This is a genomic window from Streptomyces sp. H27-H5, from assembly GCF_026627505.1.
Taxonomy (GTDB): Bacteria; Actinomycetota; Actinomycetes; order Streptomycetales; family Streptomycetaceae; genus Streptomyces.
Genome location: NZ_JAPNLK010000038.1, coordinates 47,386 through 63,938, shown reverse-complemented (window position 1 = coordinate 63,938; position 16,553 = coordinate 47,386). Strand labels below are relative to the sequence as shown.

Here is a 16,553-nt window from a genome sequence, read left to right as displayed (position 1 = left end):
GGGGATGATCGGCGCACCAGCCGTTCCACTCACGGAGGTCCAGTGACCGAGCCGAAAGCCCTGGCGGAGTTCCCCGGCGGGCGCGCCCTGTTCCGGCTCGACCCCGACGTCGCGCACCTCAACCACGGATCGTTCGGCGCCGTACCGGTCCCCGTGCAGCAGGCGCACGCCGCACTCCAGGCAGAGGTCCACCACGACCCCGACGTGTTCTTCATCGGGGTGCCGGAACGTATCGCCGACGCCCGCGCCCGGGTCGCGACCCACCTCGGCACCGAAGCCGACGGCATCGGCTTCATCGCCAACGCCACCGAGGGGGCGAATCTCGCCCTCGACGCCGTCACCCTCGCCGACGGCGACGAGATCCTGGTCACCGACCACGGCTACGGCACGGTGGTCGAGGCGGCGGCCCGCCGCGCACCCCTCACCACGGTCACCCTCGACCCGTACCTCCCCGACGAGGACGCCGTACGGGAGACCGTGCTCGCCGCACTCACCCCCCGCACCAAGGTGGCGGTCCTCGACCACGTCAGCTCGCCGACCGCCCGGCTGATCGCCGGCCCCGCGCTCCTCGCCGACCTGGCCGCCCGCGGCGTCACCACCATCGTCGACGGCGCCCACGCCCCCGGCATGCTCGCCGACCCGCTGGCCGGCGGCGCCGACTTCTGGTTCGGGAACCTGCACAAGTGGGGGTACGCGCCCTCCGGCAGCGCCGTCTTCGCCGTCGCCCCGCGCCACCGGTCCCGGATCCGGGCCCTGGTCCCCTCGTGGGAGGACCGGCACGGCTTCCCCCGCTCCGTCGAGAACCGGGCCACCGTCGACTACACCGGCTGGCTGGCCGCACCCGAGGGCCTGGACCTCCTCGCACGCCTCGACGCGGCCGCCGTACGGGCCCACAACGCCGCGCTCGCCGCCCACGGCGCCGCACTGCTCGCCGAGCTCCCCGGACTCACCCCGCTCCCGCACACCGAGGGGCTCGCCATGCGCGCCCTGCGCCTGCCGCCGGGCATCGCCGAAACCCAGGAGAGCGCCCGCGCCCTGCGCGAACGGATCGCCGCCGAGCTGCGCGTACGCGTACTGATCTGGCCCTGGCCGGGCGGCGGCGGCATCCGGGTCTGCGGCCAGATCTACAACCGGCCCGAGGAGTACGAGCGCCTGGCCGCCGCCCTGCCCGACTACCTCAAGGGCGCCTGAGCAGGTACGTGTCCATGATCCAACCCTTGCGGGCGCGGGCCTCGGTCCGCAGCTCCTCGATCCGGCCGGCCACCTCCGCCAGCTTCCCCGAGACCAGGATCTCGTCGGGCGTGCCGACGTAGGCGCCCCAATGGATGTAGAGGTCCTGGTCGAGGTGGGCCGTGAACGCGTGCCGCGCGTCCAACATCACCACCACGTCGTCCACGTCCTGCGGCCAGCCCTCCGCGAGCCGCCGCCCGGTGGTGATCTGCACCGGGCGACCCACCCGGTTCAAAGTGGTCCGGTGCCGGGCGAGCAGCGAGGAGATGCTGCTGATGCCGGGCACCACCTCGTGGTCGAAGGCGACCCGACCCTTCTCCAGCACCTCGTCGAGGATCGCGAGCGTCGAGTCGTACAACGAGGGGTCGCCCCACACCAGGAACGCCCCGGTCTCGCCGTCCGCCAGGTCCTCGGCGATGAACCGCTCGAAGATCTCCGCCCGGGCGCTGCGCCAGCCGTCCACGGTCGGGGCGTAGTCCGCCGGCGTGCGGTCCCGGTCCGGGTCGCGGCCCTCCACCAGCCGGTGGCCGGGCCGGGCGTACTCGTCCAACATCGCCCGCCGGAGCCCGGTCAGGTCCGACTTCTCCTCGCCCTTCTCCAGGATGAGGAATGCGTCCGAGGCGCCGATCGCCTTGACCGCCTGGAGGGTCAGGTGGTCCGGGTCGCCCGCGCCGATGCCGATCACGTAGAACTTCTTCACCCGGCTATTCTGCCCGTCATGCGCGCCGCCCTGTTCGTCACCTGCGTCAACGACGCGCTGTACCCCCGAACCGGCATCGCCGTGGTCCGTCTCCTGGAGCGGCTCGGCGTCCACGTGGACTTCCCCGCCACCCAGAGCTGCTGCGGACAACCGCAGTACAACACCGGCTACCGCCACGAGAGCGAACCGCTGATGCGGCGCACCGCCGAGGCCTTCGCGGGCCACGCGTACGTGGTCACCCCCTCGGCGTCCTGCGCCGCCATGATCCGCGAGCACTACCCCCGGATCGGCCGCAGAGCGCAGGACGAGGGACGCGGCCCGGGACTGGCCCGGCTCGCCGACGACCTCGCACCCCGCGTGTACGAGTTGACCGAGTTCCTCGTCGACGTCCTCGGCGTGACCGACGTCGGCGCGTACTTCCCGCACACCGTCACCTACCACCCCTCCTGCCACGGCCTGCGGACCCTGGGCCTCGGGGACCGCCCCCGGCGGCTGCTGGCCGCCGTCAAGGGCCTGGAACTCGTCGCACTCCCCGGGGCCGAGGAATGCTGCGGCTTCGGCGGGACCTTCGCCGTCAAGAACCCGGACGTGTCCGCCGCGATGGGCGCCGACAAGATCCGCGGCGCCGCCTCCACCGGCGCCGAGGTGCTGTGCGGCGCCGACAACTCCTGCCTCGCCCACCTCGACGGCATGCTCCGCCGCCGTGACGTCCCGCTGCGCGCCCTGCACCTCGCGGAGATCCTCGCCGCGACCGAGGAGGACCCCCTGCGATGACCGCCATCCCGCTCGGCATGCCCGCCTTCCCCACCGCGGCGCGCGACGGCGTGCACGACGAGGTCCTGCGCGCCAACCTCCGGCACGCCACGCACACCATCCGCGACAAACGGGCCCGCGCCGTAGCGGAGTTGGCGGACTGGGACCGGCTCCGGGCGGCCGGCAAGGCGGTCAAGGACCACACGCTCCGCCATCTCGACCGCTACCTGCTGGAGTTGGAGGAGTCGGTCACGGCGGCCGGCGGCACCGTCCACTGGGCCGCCGACGCGGACGAGGCCAACCGGATCGTCACCGCACTGGTCCTGGCCACCGGCGAGCGCGAGGTGGTCAAGGTCAAGTCGATGGCCACCCAGGAGATCGGCCTCAACGAGGCCCTGGAAGCCGCCGGGATCGCCGCGTACGAGACCGACCTGGCCGAACTCATCGTGCAACTCGGCCACGACCGGCCCTCCCACATCCTGGTCCCCGCCATCCACCGCAATCGGGCCGAGATCCGGGACATCTTCCGTGCCGAGATGGGAAGTTGGGGCAGGCCCGCACCGGACGGTCTCGGCGACGACCCGCGCGAACTCGCCGAAGCCGCCCGCCTGCACCTGCGCGAGAAGTTCCTGCGCGCCAAAGTCGCCGTGTCCGGGGCCAACTTCATGGTCGCCGAGACCGGCACCATGGTCGTCTTCGAGTCCGAGGGCAACGGCCGGATGTGCCTCACCCTCCCCGACACCCTCATCTCGGTCGTGGGCATCGAGAAGGTGGTGCCGACCTTCCGGGACCTGGAGATCTTCCTCCAGACGCTGCCGCGCTCCTCCACGGCCGAGCGGATGAACCCCTACACCACCATGTGGACCGGCATCACCGACGGCGACGGCCCCACCGCCTTCCACCTCGTCCTCCTCGACAACGGCCGCACCGACACCCTCGCCGACGCCGTCGGCCGCCAGGCCCTGCGCTGCATCCGCTGCTCCGCCTGCCTGAACGTCTGCCCCGTCTACGAACGCGCCGGCGGCCACGCCTACGGCTCCGTCTACCCCGGCCCGATCGGCGCCATCCTCAGCCCCCAACTGCGCGGCACCGGCAGCGAGATCGACGCCTCGCTGCCCTACGCCTCCACCCTGTGCGGCGCCTGCTACGAGGTCTGCCCCGTCGCCATCGACATCCCCGAGGTCCTCGTCCACCTCCGCGAACGCGTCGCCCAAGGCGGCCCCGTGACCCGCGAGGGCATCCGCGTACGCATCCGTCCCGCCCGCGGTCACACCGCCGAACGGGCCGCCATGCGCGCCGCCCGCCTCCTCCTCGACCGCCCCGGCGCCCTCCGCGCGGGGGAGCGACTGCTGTCCCGCGCACGCCGCCTGCGACCACGCCGACTGCCCGGGCCCGGCCGGGCCTGGACCGACAGCCGCGAGCTGCCGCGCCCGCCCGCCGAACCCTTCCGCGACTGGTGGGCCCGGGAACGCGGCGACCGGGGAGAGGAACGGCGATGAGCACCAGGGACCGCATCCTGGGCCGCATCCGACGGGCCGTCGACGGCCCCGACACGCAAGTGCGCCGGGACTACCTCCGCCACCACGGCGCCCGCACCCCCGAGCAGAGCGCCGACCTGCTCGCCGCCCACCTCACCGAGTACCGGGCGACGGTGCACCGCGCCGACGAGGACGGCCTGCCGCCGCTCCTGGCACGACTCCTCGCCCGACGGGGCTCCACCACCGTGCTCGTGCCGCCCGACCTGCCCCCGCACTGGCTCGCCGACGCCGACGTGACCCTCGTCCACGACCTGGCCGCGTCCACCCCGCTCGAACTCGACGCGGTGGACAGCGTCGTGACCGGCTGCGCCCTGGCCGTCGCGGAGACCGGCACCCTCGTCCTCGACGGCGGACCCGAACAGGGTCGGCGCCGGATCACCCTGATCCCCGACCACCACGTCTGCGTCGTCCGGATCCCCGACCGGCTGGTGGACTCGGTCCCGCAGGCCCTGGAGCGGCTGGACCCCACCCGCCCGCTGACCTGGATCTCCGGCCCCTCGGCGACCAGCGACATCGAGCTCGACCGGGTGGAGGGCGTACACGGCCCCCGGACCCTGGAGGTCGTCCTGCTCGGCGGGTCCGCACAATAGGACCCATGTTTGCACACATCGCCCTCACCGCCCTCGTGGTCCACGACTACGACGAGGCCATCGACTTCTACACCCGCGCTCTCGGCTTCACCCTCGTCGAGGACACCGCCCGACCCGACGGCTCCCGCTGGGTCGTGGTCCGCCCGCGCGGCGCCACCGAAGCGGCCCTGCTGCTGGCCCGGGCCAAGGACGAGGCCCAGCGTGCCCGGGTCGGCGACCAGACCGGCGGACGCGTCGGGTTCTTCCTCCACACCGACGACTTCGCCGGCGACCACGCCCGGATGACCGCCGAGGGGGTCCGCTTCCTGGAGGAGCCGCGCCACGAGACGTACGGCTCCGTCGCGGTCTTCGAGGACCTGTACGGCAACCGCTGGGACCTGCTCCAGCCGGCGTAGCCCCCGGGCGCGGGACGGTCAGGCCGTCGGCGGTCCGTCCGGGGTCGTGGCGAGCCGGGGCGCCTCGGCCGCCGCGTCCACCACCGCGCCGGCCTCGACCCGACCGGCCAGCGCCCCGGCCCACTCCGCCAGCCCGGGCAGGTCGATCCCGTACGGCGCGTCCAGCCCGGCCAGGACGCCCGCGCCGCGCCGCAACAACCGGGCCCCACCGGTGGCGTTCCCCCGCGCCGCATGCGTGAGCCCCACCGCCAACTGGGCGAGCCCCCGCCACATCGCCGCCTCGCCCGGCGGACCCGACTTCCAGGCGTCCTCGAACACCTCGTGCGCGTGGAAGGGCATCCCGGCGTCCAGCAGCCGCTGCGCCTCCGCGACGGTCGCGGCGGGCGTCCGCACCACCCCCTCGGGCTGCCGCTCGACACCCGGTGCCCCGTACGGCAACGGCCGCCCGAGTCCGTCCCGCGGCCGCGCGCTCCGCGCCCGCCCCTCGCCATCCCGATCCCGTGCGTTCACCCGCACATCCTCTCTCCCGCCGATCACCGGTGCACGCGTACCCCTCGGCGTGGGGTAATGTTCTGCATGTGCCCGGCACGAGGGGGAAACCCCAGGTGGAAGGCGCAAAGCAGAACGGGACGTGGCGCAGCTTGGTAGCGCACTTGACTGGGGGTCAAGGGGTCGCAGGTTCAAATCCTGTCGTCCCGACTCGACAGAGTCGTAAAGCAGAGGCCGTATCGGATTCACCCGATACGGCCTCTCTTTCGTTTTCCGTCCTCCGCCTCCGGCCGCGCGCACTCGTCGTGTGCCGTGCGGGGTCAAGTGCCGTGACGCCGGGCGCTGTTCAGGCGGATCGCCGGCCGTGCCGGCCGGGTGGTGCGGGTGCCTGTGGGGCCGTGCTCTCATCCGCGTACGGTGTGGTTCCCGACCGGTTGCGGGGATGTGCCCGCCCGGTCCGACAGACTTCATGCCGTGGCGCGTATCCCGGCGGTATCCGGGCAGACGCATCGGCAGCAGGACGGAAGGATGATGGCGGATGGTGCCGGGAGTGGAGAAAGAGCGGTTCACCGTGGTGGAGCGGGCCGCGGACGGCGCCGTGATCCTGGCTCTCACCGGGGAGCTGGACCACGACACCGCCCAGCCCCTGCGGGATGCCCTCGACGCGGCGATCAGCCCGGGCGTCCGCCTGCTGGTGGACCTCTCGAAGCTGGAGTTCTGCGATTCCACCGGACTGAACGTGCTGCTGCACAGCAGGATCTCGGCCCAGGAGGCCGAGGGCACCCTGGAGCTGGCGGGCCTGACCGGACCCGTCGCACGGATGTTCCGCATCACCGGCGCGGACGGGGTCTTCCCCGTGCACGCCGACGTGGAGCAGGCGCTCAGTGGGCGACAGCCCGGCTAGACGGTCGACCCCGACGGGCGGAGGCCCGACGGTTCGTACAGGAACAGAGACACGGACACGGATACGGACGCGAGGAGTCTGAGCGCCATGGAGCAGCGTGGGTCGTCCGACCGGACCTGGCTCCTGGAGCTGGCGGGCGCCCGTAACCCGGTGACGCGCAGCCGGGACTTCACCCGCATGGCGCTCGACACCTGGCGGTGGTCCGCGGACGCGACCGACGACGTGCTGCTCCTGGTGTCCGAGGTCGTGTCGAACGCCTGCCTGCACGGCGGCGGGCCGGGCGTGCTCGTCCTCGACCGCACGCCGGAGCGGCTGCGGATAGAGGTGACCGACGGCAACCCCGCCCCGCCGGTCCCGGTGCCGGCGGGCTCCGCGGAACCGGGGCGGCCCGGCGGGCACGGGATGCTGATCGTGGAACGGCTCGCCCGGTCCTGGGGTTCACGGCCGGGCCCGGACGGGAAGTGCGTCTGGCTGGAGGTCGGACCCGACGGAGTGGACGGGCCCCTCAGTCCTTCGGGCTGAGGGCGTAGAGCGCCGCGAGGACCTCGCCCGTCGCGCTCACCCGGCCGATGCGCGGGAAGATCTTGCCGAAGGTGTGGGCGTGCGCGTCGCGATCCGTGTCGGCGGTGGCGTCCTCGGCGAAGACCAGCTCGTAACTGTGCTCCCAGGCCGTGCGGGCCGTGGACTCCACGCCGATGCTGGTGGAGATGCCGGCGAGGACGATCCGACGGACGCCGCGGCGGCGCAGTTGCAGATCGAGTTCCGTGCCGGTGAACGCGCCCCAGTGCCGCTTGGTGACGATCACGGTCCCGAGCGCGGCCAGCTCGGCGGGGATCTCCGAGAACGCAGCGGGCGGGGCCGATGCCGGGCCGGGCCGGTCGACCCGGCGAACGGGCAGGTCGCCGCCGTCCGGAGACCAGGCGACCCGCACCAGCACCACCGGCAGCCCGCGGGCGCGGAAGGCCTCGGCGAGGGCGATGCCGTTCTTCAGGACCTCGGGGGCGGGCCTGGTGGTGGGCAGCGCCAGGATCCCGTTCTGGAGGTCGACGAGGACCAGCGCCGTGGCGGAATCGAGGGTCAGGTCGGGCTCGGGGCGGTCGGGCGACGCGGGCGCGGTCATGGGGTCGGTCTCCTCGGGTCGTGGGGTGTTCAGTCCTCGGCCAACCGCCGCAGCAGTGGCACGACATCGGCCACCATCCGCTGCTCCGCCGGACTCAGACGCTCGGCGATCAGCTCGGCGAGCCGGTCGTGGCCCGCCTCGCGGCGCTCGCTCACGAGGGCCCGGCCCTCGGGGGTGAGCGAGATCGGCAGCCTGCGCCCGTCCGTGGGGTGCGGGGTGCGGACGACGAGGCCCTCGGCCTGGAGGGAGTTCACGGTGGCGATGACGGACTGGGGGCGGATCTTCTCCGCCCGGGCCAGCTCCGACGCCGTGCAGGGCCCGAGCCGGTCGAGCCGCTTGAGCACGGACATCTGCGACAGGCTGATCCCGCCACCGGCGGCGGCCCTCATCTGCCGCACCAGCATGCCGAGCGCGAGTTGCAGTTCCTCGGCCGTCTCACGGGACCGAGGGGCTCGGGGGGTGGTGGACGAATAGGGGGACATGTCGCCACGATAGGGACATACAGTCAAACTTGCAAGGTGGCCTTATGGCTTTTCGACGCGTGGCCCGCGGACCCCGTTGCCGTCGATTCCGTCCCGGCCGAGTCGGTTGCGGCCGCGTCCGGCGGGGTGGCCTCCGGCGGGGTGGCCTTCGGTAGGGCGTCCTTCTGTAGGGCGGGCTTCGATAGGGCGGGCTCGGGCAGGCGCCGGGCCGGGGCCCACGCCAGGAGCGGCAGCGCGCAGCGGCAGCAGCGCGGTGCGCAGCGAGGAGGCGTCGGCGAGGGCGGGGCGGCGGCCGGCGCGGGAGCGGGGGAACGGACGCTGAGCCGGCTGTTCCGCGCCGACCTGGGCATGACGTTCCCGCAGTGGCGCACGCAGTTGCGGCTGCACCAGGCGCTGCGGTTGCTCGCCGTGGGAACGCCGGTGACGGCGGTCGCGCACCGCTGCGGCTGGTCGTCCACGAGCGCGTTCATCGACGTGTTCCGACGCGCCTTCGGCCACACGCCGGGCACACACCTGTAGCCAGGCCGCCGGGTCTTGGCGCGCCCGCACGGTCAGTCGGCGCGGCGGTCGTCGAAGGCGACGGACAGGAAGGGCCAGGCCGCGGCGAAGCCGGCGGGCTGCTCGACGACCAGGTCGCACGCGGCATCGGTCGTGCCCGCGGCGTCGGTCGTGGCCGTCGCTCCGGCGGGGCGGAAGTGGACGACCGTGCCCGTGGTGCCGTCGTCCGCGATCGGCGTCAGACCGGTCGCCGGCACACCGTGCTCGTAGCGTTGGCTCCAGGCGCCGCCCGCACGGCGGTTGATGTGGACGAGCCACTCGCTCAGCGCCGCGACCACGGACATGCCCCGGCGCGGATGCCCGTCGGGCAGTGACTCGGCGTCGGGGTGGTCGAAGAACCGCAGGTCCTTCGTCGCCATGACGGGCTTGCGGACCGGCCGGCCCTGCTCGTCGAAGCGGGTGTCGGTGCCCCGCCCGTTGTCCGCGACGGACACCGACCCGTCGGGGCGGAGCGTCACGGTACAGCGGCCCGCGCCCCTGGACTCCGCCTCGTCGGCCGCGTAGGCGAGGACTTCCAGGATCAGGTGCCGTAGCCCGCCGGGAGCGAAACCGGCCGGATCCCGACGGATGAGGGCCAGGTGCTCCGGGTCCACGGATCTCGCCCAGTCGTGCGTGGTGTTGCGCCAGGGCGTACTCGAATCATCCATCACGGAAGTATGTCGACCGTGCCGTGGGCGCCGGGGGCGGGCCCCTCGAACGGGCCGTCCGGGGGCGCGGACACCATGGGATGATCTTCCGCGGGGCGGGCCACGCAGCATACTGGCCGGTGTGAAGAGCGAAGACGCCGCAGACGAGACGGTCCTGATCGAGATCGACGGCCACACGGGGGTGATCACCCTCAACCGGCCCAGGGCCCTCAACGCGCTCACCCACCCCATGGTGCTGCGGATCACCGAGGCGCTGACGGACTGGGAACGGGATCCGGGAGTGACCCAGGTCCTCCTGCGCGGCGCCGGCGAGCGGGGGCTGTGTGCGGGGGGTGACATCCGGGCCATTCACGACGATGCCAGGGCCGGGGGTTCGGCGTCGGCGGACTTCTGGCGGGACGAGTACCGGTTGAACGCGCTCATCGCCCGGTATCCCAAGCCGTACGTGGCGTTGATGGACGGCATCGTGATGGGCGGCGGGGTCGGGATCTCGGCCCACGGCAACGTCCGCATCGTCACCGAACGCTCGCGCGTGGCCATGCCCGAGACCGGCATCGGCTTCGTCCCCGACGTTGGCGGCACCTACCTCCTGGGCCGCGCCCCGGGGGAGCTGGGGCTTCACCTGGCCCTGACCGGAACGGCCGTCGGGGCGGCCGACGCCCTGTTGTGCGGGCTCGCCGGTCACTTCGTACCAGCCGGACGGCTGCCGGAGCTGACCGCCGAACTGCTCCTCGCCCCGGTCCACGAGGTGCTTCCCCATCACGTCGGCACCCCCGGACACGCCGAACTGGCGGAGCACCGGCGGTGGATCGACCCCTGCTACACGGCCGACACCGTCGAGGAGATCGTCGAGCGGCTCCTCGCGACCAACGAGCCCGAGGCCAAGGCGGCCGCCGAGACCATCCTGGCCAAGTCGCCGACCGCACTCAAGGTCACCCTGGCCGCCGTGCGCCGGGCGCGTGAACTCGGTCCCCTCGAATGGGTGTTGGAGCAGGAGTACCGGGTCTCCTGCAACGCCCTGACATCGCCCGACCTGGTGGAGGGCGTCCGGGCCCAGGTGATCGACAAGGACCGCAGGCCCCGTTGGTCGCCCGCCACCCTCGAAGAGGTCACCGAGGCGGACGTGGCCCGCTTCTTCGCCCCGCTCGGGGCGGATCACGAACCGATCTTCCCGGAGGCGCGGGACGAGCGCGTCACCGGCTGAGCGCGTCGGGCCGCCGCCTCCCGCGCACGGCGGCGGGCGGCGGCCCGACAGTTCACCCGTCGTCAGGAGCCGACGTACTCCCGAAGATGACGTGCCGTCAAAGTGTTGCCCGCGGAGACCAGTTGGGCCGGTGTGCCCTCGAAGACCACGCTGCCGCCCGCGTGACCACCGCCCGGCCCGATGTCGATCAGCCAGTCGGCGTGCGCCATCACCGCCTGGTGGTGCTCGATGACGATGACCGAGTTGCCGTCGTCCACGAGGCGGTCCAGCAGGGCGAGGAGCTTGTCGACATCCGCCATGTGCAGGCCGGTCGTCGGCTCGTCCAGGATGTACGTCGAGGACTTCTCCGCCATGTTGATGGCGAGCTTGAGGCGCTGGCGCTCGCCTCCCGACAGGGTGTTCAGCGGCTGCCCGAGCCGCAGATAGCCCAGCCCCACGTCCGAGAGCCGGCCCAGAATCGCCCGGGCCTGGCCGGTGGTGAAGAACGCGTGCGCCTCCGTCACCGGCATGTCGAGCACCTCGCTGATGTTCTTGCCGCGCAGTCGGTACGTGAGCACCTCGGGCGTGAAGCGCCGGCCCTCGCACTGCTCGCAGACCGAGGCCACCCCGGCCATCATCGCCAGGTCGGTGTAGACGAGGCCGAGACCGGTGCACTTCGGGCAGGCACCCTCCGAGTTGGCGCTGAACAGCGCCGCTTTGACCCCGTTGGCCTTGGCGAAGGCGGTGCGGATCGGGTTGAGCAGGCCCGTGTACGTGGCCGGGTTGGAGCGGCGCGAACCCCGGATCGGGGACTGGTCGGCGACCACCACCCCGTCCCGCCCGGAGAGGTAGCCGTGGATCAGGGAGCTCTTGCCGGAGCCCGCGACGCCGGTCACCACCGTCAGCACCCCCAGGGGGACGTCCACGCTGACGTCCTTGAGGTTGTGCAGGTCGGCGTCCTTGACGGACAGGTGGCCGCGAGGGGTGCGCACGGGCTCGCGCAGCGCCGCGCGGTGTTCGAGGTGTCGGCCGGTGAGGGTGTCGGAGGCGCGCAGTCCGGCCACGTCCCCGCTGTAGCAGAGCCGCCCGCCGGCGGTGCCCGCTCCCGGGCCGAGGTCCACGACGTGGTCGGCGATCGCGATGACCTCCGGCTTGTGTTCCACGACCAGGACGGTGTTGCCCTTGTCGCGCAGCCGCAGGAGCAGGTCGTTCATGCGCCGGATGTCGTGCGGGTGCAGACCGGTGGTCGGCTCGTCGAAGACATAGGTGATGTCCGTCAGCGAGGATCCGAGGTGGCGGACCATCTTGACGCGCTGCGCCTCGCCGCCCGACAGGGTGCCGGAGGGGCGGTCCAGGCTCAGGTAGCCGAGGCCGATCTCGACGAGGGAGTCCAGCAGGTCCCGCAGGTTGGCGATCATCGGGGCGACGGCCGGATCGTCGATCCGCCGGACGAACGCGGCCAGATCGCTGATCTGCATGGCCGAACAGTCCGCGATGTTCACCCCGTCGATCCGCGAGGACAGCGCGGCGGCGGAGAGCCGGGTGCCCGCGCAGTCGGGGCAGTCGGCGAAGACCACGGCCCGGTCCACGAAGGCCCGGATGTGGGACTGCATGGCCTCGCGGTCCTTGGCGAGGTAGGTGCGCTGGATCTTGGTGATCAGGCCCTCGTAGGTGAAGTTGTTGGACCCGACCTTCACCTTCACCGAGGGCTTGTGCAGGAAGTCGGCCCACTCCCGTTCGGTGAAGTCCTTGAGCTTGGTGTCGGGGGAGTAGAGGCCGGAGTTCGCCATGATCTGCCAGTACCACGAGTCCACGGCGAAGCCGGGAACGGTGATCGCGCCCTCGTTGAGGGACAGTTCGCGATCGACGAGCTGGTCGACGGCGATGTCGGAGACCTGGCCGATGCCCTCGCAGCGCGCGCACATGCCGTCGGGGGTGTTGAAGCTGAAGGCGGTGGACGTGCCGATGTGCGGGACGCCGAGCCGGGAGAAGACGATCCGCAGCATCGTGTAGGCGTCGGTGGCGGTGCCCACGGTGGAGCGGGAGTTGGCCCCCATCCGCTCCTGGTCGACCACGATGGCGGCGCTGAGGTTGTGCAGCCCGTCCACGTCGGGGCGGCCCAGGCTCGGCATGAACGACTGGATGAAGGCCGTGTACGTCTCGTTGATCATGCGCTGGGACTCGGCGGCGATGGTGCCGAAGACCAGGGAGGACTTGCCGGAGCCGGAGACCCCGGTGAAGACGGTGAGGCGCCGCTTGGGGATGTCGAGGGAGACGTCCGCGAGGTTGTTCTCCCGGGCGCCCCGGACCTGGATGACCTGGTGGGCGTCGGCGGCCGCGATGGGCTGAGAGGTCACGGGGGCTCCCTACTGGTGGTTGTCGGCCGGCTCGCCGGCGCCGGGGGCGGTGATCCAGTCGACGAGTTCGATGATCACGCCGTTCGGGTCGGTGACCTGGAACAGCCTCTCGCCCCAGGGCTCTTCGCGCAGCGCCATGGTGATGGGGACGCCCGCCGCGCGCAGTCGTTCGTGCTCGCTCGGCAGGTCGGCCACGGTGAACACCAGGATCAGGCCGGCCGCGCGCTCGTCACGGAAGTCTTCGGGGAGGAGTTCGAGTCCCCGGCGCAGGAAGATCACCTGCGGGCCGTCCGGGTGGGAGAGCGAGACGAAGCCGTCGGCGGACATGGCTTCCCGGAAGCCGAAATGGCCGGTCAGGAAGGTGGCGGAGGCGTGAACGTCGTCAACGTTGAGGGATATGGCGGAACTGGCGATCTGCACGGAACTCCTCGCGGCTCGGTGGCTCTGCCGTACATTGTACATAGTATTCTGTACAGCGTAGAAGGATTTCGACGCGGGCTGGAAGGAGCCGGGCATGGCGAAGGACCGGAGCGGTGCGGGCGACCCCGTCCGCACCCTGGAGCTGCTGTGGAGGGAGCCCGGGCAAGGGGCCCCGAGCGGCCGGCGCGGCCCCCGCCAGGGGCTGACCGTCACCGCGGTCGTCGAGGCCGCGCTCGCGCTCGCGGACGAGGCGGGCCTGGCGGCCCTCACCATGCGGGCCCTGGCCGGCCGGCTGGGAGTGACCCCGATGACCCTCTACACCTACGTGCCGGGCAAGGCGGAGCTGCTCGACCTGATGCTCGACGAGGCGTACCGGCGCATGGCGCGCCGGGACACGCACGCCGACGACCCCTGGCGGGCCCGGGTCGCACGGGTCGCCGACGACAACCGGGACCTGCTCCTGCGCCACCCGTGGATCGCCGACCTCCCGGTCACCCGGCCCCCGCTGGGGCCCGGCGTGATCGGCAAGTACGAGCACGAACTGGCGGCGTTCGACGGCATCGGCCTGACCGACGTCGAGATGGACGCCGCCCTCACCCACCTGCTGGGCTTCGTCCACGCCAACGCCCTGGCCGCCGCCGATGCCGCGGCCCACAACGACCGCCAGAGCGACGACGAGTGGTGGGCCGTCAGTGCCCCGCTGCTGGAGCGGGCCATGGACGCCGAGCGCTATCCGCTCGCCGGACGCGTCGGCAGCGCGGTCGGCGGCTACCGACCCGAGACCGTCTGGGACTTCGGGCTTGCCTGCGTGCTCGACGGCCTCGCCCGACGGGTGGAGGGGCGCCAAGACCCGGAGTGAGGCGGGCCGGCGCTCAGCGGTAGCCGGTGGTGTCCGCCGGGCGGTCCGGGTCCTGGACCTCGACCATGTACCGCCAGGCGTCCGGCCGGCTGCCGTCCAGGTCCGTGAACCCGTAGACCCGGGCCAGTTGCCCGCTGGAGAGGGACTGCCCGTTCCAGCGCGACACCTCGGGGTCGGCGGCGAGCGCCGCGACCGCGCGCCCGACGTAGGCCGGGGTCTCGGAGATCCCGAAGTGGGGGACCTTCTCCAGCGCGTCCCGCCAGTTCGCCTCGGTCACACCGAAGTGCTCCAGCATCATCTCCGACCGCAGCCAGCCCGGGGTCAACGCCACCGCCGTCGCGCCGCGCGGCCCCAGCTCGTGGCCGAGGGTGAACGCCATGCGCAACACCGCCGACTTCGCGATGTCGTAGAAGAACGACACCCGGTAGCGGCTCGCGTTGTACTCGGCCGTCCCGTCCGTCATCTCCACCACCAGACCGCCCGGACCGCGCAGCAGCAGCGGCAGCGCATGATGGCTGGTGATGGCGTGGGTGTCCACCGCGAGGCGCATCAGGCGCAGCCCCTTGTCGAGGTCGTGCTCCCAGACCGTGCTCTCCCACTCGAAGAGCAGCTCGCCGCCCCAGATGTCGTTGACCAGGACGTCCAGCCGGCCCTGCTCGGAATCGATCCGCCGGACCAGCGCCTCGACCTGCTCGGGCACCAGATGGTCCGCCACCACCGCGATCCCGTGACCGCCGGCCGCCGTCACGAGCGCGGCCGTCTCCTCGATCGTCTCCGGCCGGTCGTACTCCGACCGCTTGCCGGTCGTGCTGCGCCCCGACACGTACACGGTCGCGCCCCGCGCGCCCAGTTGCACCGCGATGCCCCGGCCCGCGCCCCGTGTCCCACCCGCCACCAGGGCGACCTTGCCCCGGAGGGTCTGCTCTGCGTCCGCCATGCCCCGAGCCTACGACGCCGCGTCGCGCGGGGCACGCCCATCGGCGGGCACGGCGGCGGGGCCCCGGCGTCACCCGGTGGGGGGATCAGAACCAGTTGAGGGTGAGGGTGAAGGTGGTGTGGGTGGTGGCGCCGGTGGGGTCGGTGGCGGTGGCGGTGATGGGGTGGGTTCCGGTGGTCCAGGGTGTGCCGGTGATGCGTCCGGTGGTGGGGTCGAGGGTGAGTCCCCAGGGGAGTGTGGTGGTGGTGTAGCGGATGGGGGGTGTGCCTCCGGTGGTGGTGAGTCGGATGGTGCAGGTCTGGTTGAAGCGGCAGGTCTGTGGTCCGGGGTCGACGATCCGCAGATCACCCGACGTCGGGGTCGGCGTGGGAGTCGGGGTCGGCGTGGGGGTGGGAGTTGGCGTGGGTTCCGTGGAGCCCCCGAACACCTCCGTGACGGGTGCGACGTTGGCCGCGTTGCCGGCGTGCGTCGCCGTCCCGAGCAGATCCTCCAGGGTGCGCAGCAGGTGATGGTGGTTGTAGGTGCTCGCATACGCGCCGGTCTTCACGTTCGCGCCGTGGAAGACCGTCGCGATCCGGTTCGAGCCGAGGTAGTTGTCCTCGTCCCAGGTCAGCACCAGCAGACTGTTGTTGGCCTTCGCCCACCGCGCGTACGCATCGAGGTTGTTCCTGGTCCAGGTGTCGCCCGTGGCCACCGGGCAGGAGTGCATGTCGTTGCACTGGTTCGGCACGACGAAGGACAGGTTCGGCAGCGACGCGAAATCGCCCTGCGGGAACTGCGCCCAGGTCTTCCCGGTGTCGAGCGGGACGTTCTTGAAGGCGAACCACGGGTTGTGCTTCTGCGCGTACTGCCCGCTGGTGCAGGCCGTGGAGCCCTGGCCGGGCAGGTCCTCGTTGTACGTGGCGAACGTCCTGCCCGCCGCGAGGACCTCCTGGCCCAGGTTGGGGGCGGACATCGACTGCGGGGTGTAGCAACCGTCGCCGGTGATGCCCTGGGTGGCGCCGGAGAAGAGGTTGAAGTAGTTCGGCTGGCTGGGATGGGTCAGCGCCTTCATGCCGGTCAGGCTCGCGCCGCCCTTCGCCAACTGGTTGATGTACGGGGCGTTCGCGCTGCCGATGATCTCCCCGTACTGCTTGTTCTCGTACACGACGACCACCACGTGGTCGTAGCTCGGCAGCGCGGCGGCGTCGGCGGTCGCCACGGAACGCGTCCGCACTGTCTTCGAACCCCCTTCCGCTGCCTGAGAGTTGGCGACGGTAAAGGCGGCGAGCAACACGAACGCGCCGAGTGCGGCGATCGGCGCGGACCTTCGGGTCCGCTGTCTCGCGGTGATGGGCATGGACGTTTCCTCCTCGATGCGGCGGGACGCCGACAGGGTGGTGGGTGGGATG

18 protein-coding genes, 1 tRNA gene and 2 pseudogenes are annotated in these 16,553 nt (G+C 72.2%); 11 read left to right on the top strand and 10 right to left on the bottom strand.

Features of this window, described 5'->3' with window-relative positions; all coding sequences use genetic code 11:
- Positions 1 to 42 precede the first annotated feature (42 nt).
- A complete protein-coding gene (locus tag OTB19_RS20055; RefSeq protein ID WP_267799691.1) occupies positions 43 to 1,191 on the top strand; it encodes an aminotransferase class V-fold PLP-dependent enzyme in 1,149 nt (382 codons plus the stop codon).
- Here OTB19_RS20055 and cobF read toward each other — a convergent pair.
- Positions 1,178 to 1,930, bottom strand: a complete 753-nt coding sequence (gene cobF / locus OTB19_RS20050) for a precorrin-6A synthase (deacetylating) (RefSeq protein ID WP_267799690.1) — start codon at positions 1,928 to 1,930, stop codon at positions 1,178 to 1,180. The two genes, OTB19_RS20055 and cobF, sit on opposite strands and share 14 nt — an antisense overlap.
- Positions 1,931 to 1,948: 18 nt before the next feature.
- On the opposite strand from cobF, the gene OTB19_RS20045 reads away from it, so the two are divergent.
- From OTB19_RS20045 to OTB19_RS20030, 4 genes are read left to right on the top strand one after another with little or no spacing between them, the layout of a single operon-like run.
- Complete coding sequence (locus tag OTB19_RS20045; protein WP_267799689.1) at positions 1,949 to 2,704, top strand: (Fe-S)-binding protein; 756 nt, start codon at positions 1,949 to 1,951, stop codon at positions 2,702 to 2,704.
- Positions 2,701 to 4,182, top strand: coding sequence for a lactate utilization protein B (locus OTB19_RS20040; RefSeq protein ID WP_267799688.1), 1,482 nt, complete (start codon positions 2,701 to 2,703; stop codon positions 4,180 to 4,182). The genes OTB19_RS20045 and OTB19_RS20040 overlap by 4 nt, the downstream gene beginning before the upstream one ends.
- Positions 4,179 to 4,811 (top strand): LutC/YkgG family protein, encoded by a 633-nt coding sequence (locus OTB19_RS20035; protein ID WP_267799687.1) that lies wholly within the window; start codon positions 4,179 to 4,181, stop codon positions 4,809 to 4,811. The genes OTB19_RS20040 and OTB19_RS20035 overlap by 4 nt, the downstream gene beginning before the upstream one ends.
- 5 nt (positions 4,812 to 4,816) lie before the next feature.
- Entirely contained in the window at positions 4,817 to 5,206 is a 390-nt protein-coding gene (locus OTB19_RS20030; protein WP_267799685.1) for a VOC family protein, read from the top strand.
- 18 nt (positions 5,207 to 5,224) lie between these two features.
- Here the strand turns inward: OTB19_RS20030 and OTB19_RS20025 are convergent, their stop codons facing one another.
- Positions 5,225 to 5,716 (bottom strand): DUF309 domain-containing protein, encoded by a 492-nt coding sequence (locus OTB19_RS20025; protein ID WP_267799684.1) that lies wholly within the window; start codon positions 5,714 to 5,716, stop codon positions 5,225 to 5,227.
- A 115-nt stretch (positions 5,717 to 5,831) separates the two neighbouring features.
- Here OTB19_RS20025 and OTB19_RS20020 point away from each other — a divergent pair.
- The 3 genes from OTB19_RS20020 (at position 5,832) to OTB19_RS20010 (ending at position 7,121) form a co-directional block, all read left to right on the top strand.
- Positions 5,832 to 5,905, top strand: a tRNA-Pro gene (locus tag OTB19_RS20020).
- Positions 5,906 to 6,233: 328 nt separating this feature from the next.
- Positions 6,234 to 6,599, top strand: a complete 366-nt coding sequence (locus OTB19_RS20015; protein ID WP_267799683.1) for an STAS domain-containing protein — start codon at positions 6,234 to 6,236, stop codon at positions 6,597 to 6,599.
- Between the two features lie 87 nt (positions 6,600 to 6,686).
- Positions 6,687 to 7,121 (top strand): ATP-binding protein, encoded by a 435-nt coding sequence (locus OTB19_RS20010; protein WP_267799682.1) that lies wholly within the window; start codon positions 6,687 to 6,689, stop codon positions 7,119 to 7,121.
- Here the strand turns inward: OTB19_RS20010 and OTB19_RS20005 are convergent.
- Both OTB19_RS20005 and OTB19_RS20000 read right to left on the bottom strand, forming a co-directional pair.
- Complete coding sequence (locus OTB19_RS20005) at positions 7,105 to 7,719, bottom strand: hydrolase (RefSeq protein ID WP_267799681.1); 615 nt, start codon at positions 7,717 to 7,719, stop codon at positions 7,105 to 7,107. The genes OTB19_RS20010 and OTB19_RS20005 overlap by 17 nt on opposite strands.
- A 29-nt stretch (positions 7,720 to 7,748) precedes the next feature.
- Positions 7,749 to 8,201: a MarR family winged helix-turn-helix transcriptional regulator gene (locus tag OTB19_RS20000; protein ID WP_267799680.1), complete on the bottom strand. Its 453-nt coding sequence runs from the start codon at positions 8,199 to 8,201 to the stop codon at positions 7,749 to 7,751.
- A 291-nt stretch (positions 8,202 to 8,492) separates the two neighbouring features.
- On the opposite strand from OTB19_RS20000, the pseudogene OTB19_RS19995 reads away from it, so the two are divergent.
- Positions 8,493 to 8,720: pseudogene (locus tag OTB19_RS19995) on the top strand (helix-turn-helix transcriptional regulator); the annotation flags it as partial.
- A 32-nt stretch (positions 8,721 to 8,752) separates the two neighbouring features.
- On the opposite strand, the gene OTB19_RS19990 reads toward OTB19_RS19995, so the two are convergent.
- A complete protein-coding gene (locus OTB19_RS19990) occupies positions 8,753 to 9,406 on the bottom strand; it encodes an ATP-binding protein (RefSeq protein WP_267799679.1) in 654 nt (217 codons plus the stop codon).
- A 121-nt stretch (positions 9,407 to 9,527) separates the two neighbouring features.
- Here OTB19_RS19990 and OTB19_RS19985 point away from each other — a divergent pair, with 121 nt between their 5' ends.
- Positions 9,528 to 10,610, top strand: coding sequence for an enoyl-CoA hydratase/isomerase family protein (locus OTB19_RS19985; protein ID WP_267799678.1), 1,083 nt, complete (start codon positions 9,528 to 9,530; stop codon positions 10,608 to 10,610).
- Between the two features lie 62 nt (positions 10,611 to 10,672).
- On the opposite strand, the gene OTB19_RS19980 is transcribed toward OTB19_RS19985, so the two are convergent.
- Positions 10,673 to 12,946 (bottom strand): excinuclease ABC subunit UvrA, encoded by a 2,274-nt coding sequence (locus tag OTB19_RS19980; protein WP_267799677.1) that lies wholly within the window; start codon positions 12,944 to 12,946, stop codon positions 10,673 to 10,675.
- Between the two features lie 9 nt (positions 12,947 to 12,955).
- Positions 12,956 to 13,366 (bottom strand): VOC family protein, encoded by a 411-nt coding sequence (locus tag OTB19_RS19975; RefSeq protein ID WP_267799676.1) that lies wholly within the window; start codon positions 13,364 to 13,366, stop codon positions 12,956 to 12,958.
- Positions 13,367 to 13,460: 94 nt separating this feature from the next.
- Between OTB19_RS19975 and OTB19_RS19970 the strand changes: the two genes are divergently transcribed.
- The gene (locus tag OTB19_RS19970; RefSeq protein WP_267799675.1) at positions 13,461 to 14,225 is read left to right on the top strand and encodes a TetR/AcrR family transcriptional regulator; all 765 of its coding nucleotides are present in this window, start codon (positions 13,461 to 13,463) and stop codon (positions 14,223 to 14,225) included.
- A 13-nt stretch (positions 14,226 to 14,238) separates the two neighbouring features.
- Here the strand turns inward: OTB19_RS19970 and OTB19_RS19965 are convergent, their stop codons facing one another.
- The 3 genes and pseudogenes from OTB19_RS19965 to OTB19_RS19955 form a co-directional block, all read right to left on the bottom strand.
- Positions 14,239 to 15,162, bottom strand: coding sequence for an SDR family oxidoreductase (locus OTB19_RS19965; RefSeq protein WP_267799674.1), 924 nt, complete (start codon positions 15,160 to 15,162; stop codon positions 14,239 to 14,241).
- An 85-nt stretch (positions 15,163 to 15,247) separates the two neighbouring features.
- Positions 15,248 to 15,589 carry a putative Ig domain-containing protein gene (locus OTB19_RS19960; protein WP_267799710.1) on the bottom strand — a complete coding sequence of 114 codons (342 nt, stop codon included), beginning with the start codon at positions 15,587 to 15,589 and terminating at the stop codon, positions 15,248 to 15,250.
- Positions 15,584 to 16,501 (bottom strand): annotated as a pseudogene (locus tag OTB19_RS19955) (alkaline phosphatase family protein); the annotation flags it as partial. The pseudogene OTB19_RS19955 and the gene OTB19_RS19960, both read right to left, overlap by 6 nt.
- Positions 16,502 to 16,553: the final 52 nt, after the last annotated feature.